Source organism: Verrucomicrobiia bacterium (assembly GCA_035574275.1).
Classification (GTDB): Bacteria; Zixibacteria; MSB-5A5; order DSPP01; family DSPP01; genus DSPP01.
This window is the reverse complement of sequence record DATLYY010000066.1, coordinates 1-1,480: the sequence shown is the minus strand read 5'-3', so window position 1 is coordinate 1,480 and position 1,480 is coordinate 1. Positions and strand designations below refer to the sequence as shown.

Sequence of the window (1,480 nt, the reverse complement as noted above, 5' to 3'; positions counted from 1 at the left end):
CGCTCCCTCGAAAATCTCCTGTTCGGCTGGAAGTATTCAACATTCTTGGCAGCATAGTGAAAGTATTAGTCGAGGCAGAGCAGTCCGCTGGTGACTATAAAGTGCATTGGGATGGGATTGATGCGGAAGGGAAATTGCTTTCAAGCGGAATTTACATCTACCGACTGAAAATCGAAAATCTAAGCGAAACGAAGAAAATGATATTAGTTCGATAAGGTTTCGGGATTTGCTTTTCTTTTAAATTAATTTATACTTCCAGCAGTTCCGGCTAAAAGAGTTGGCCGGAAAATAGTCCCCCGGAAAAGACCATCCGGGGGAGCGGGGCACGCCGGGGCTGGCTCGCCCGGGCGGCAGTTTTGCCTCATAGGAGAGTTGGGGCGCAGGAGGAAACAGCTTGGCGGTTTTAAATCGAAAAACCGAGGGTGCCATTCACCCCCTGCCTGTAAGTGCGGCCGAAATGCATTTCCGCGGCTGGGGGGAAGTTGACATCCTCATCGTAACCGGCGACTCCTACATCGACCACCCCTTTATGGAAGCGGCCCTGGTCGGGCGCGTTTTGGAGGCCGCCGGATTCCGCGTGGGCATCCTTCCCCAGCCGGACTGGAAATTGGCCGAGGCGTTTACCGCCCTGGGAAAGCCGAAGCTTTTCTATTTAATCACCGCCGGAAATTTGGATTCCATGGCGGCCAACTACACCCCCAGCCGCACCCGCCAGAAGGAAGACCCCTATTCCCACGGCGGACACATCGGCCTTCGGCCGGACCGGGCCTCCCTCGTCTATGCCCACCGGGCTCGGGAGGGGGGCGGGGGCGTTCCCGTCGTTCTCTTTGGGTTGGAGGCCTCGCTGCGCCGCTTGTCCCATTACGACTTTTGGGAGGAGCGGGTGCGCCGTCCCGTTCTCTTCGATGCCAAGGCGGATATGGTAATCTACGGCCCGCCGGAAAAAACGGCGCTCGAGCTGGCCCGGCGGATGCAGGCGGGCGAAAAAATCAGCGAAATCAGAGACCTCCCCGGTACGGCCTTCAAACAAAAAAGGATTGGGAACGATTTTCTGGAACTGACCCCCTATCAGGAACTGGTTCAGTGCCGGCATTCCTTTTTGAAAAGCTTTTCCCGTTACGCGGAAAATTATTTTTCCCCCTCCCCCCAACCGGCCGCGCAATTGGTCGTGGACTGGTATTTGGTGGAAAATCCGCCGGTCGCCCCCTTTGAGACCGAAACGGTCGATTCGTTTTACGATTTGCCCTTCACCCGCAAACCTCATCCCCTTTACAAGGGGGAACTGATTCCCATCGCGTCCGTTCTGGAGCAAACCATCGTCGCCGTGCGGGGCTGTTCGGCGCCGCCGGCGGTCTGCCCATCCGCCTTTCATTTCCGCTCGCTGATGGAGGTGCGCAGTCTGGATTCCATCAAAAAGGAGGCGGAACGGATTGCCTCTGCGGAGAGCTTTTCCGGCCAGCTTTCCATCGTCGGCGGGTAT

At 56.7% G+C, this 1,480-nt stretch carries 2 protein-coding genes; both read left to right on the top strand.

Features of this window, described 5'->3' with window-relative positions; translation table 11 throughout:
- Positions 1-215 (top strand): FlgD immunoglobulin-like domain containing protein (locus tag VNL73_09300; GenBank protein HXF49600.1); only part of this gene is annotated, 215 nt, incomplete at its 5' end.
- A 179-nt stretch (positions 216-394) separates the two neighbouring features.
- A partial coding sequence (locus VNL73_09295) for a YgiQ family radical SAM protein (protein ID HXF49599.1) occupies positions 395-1,480 on the top strand: 1,086 nt, incomplete at its 3' end.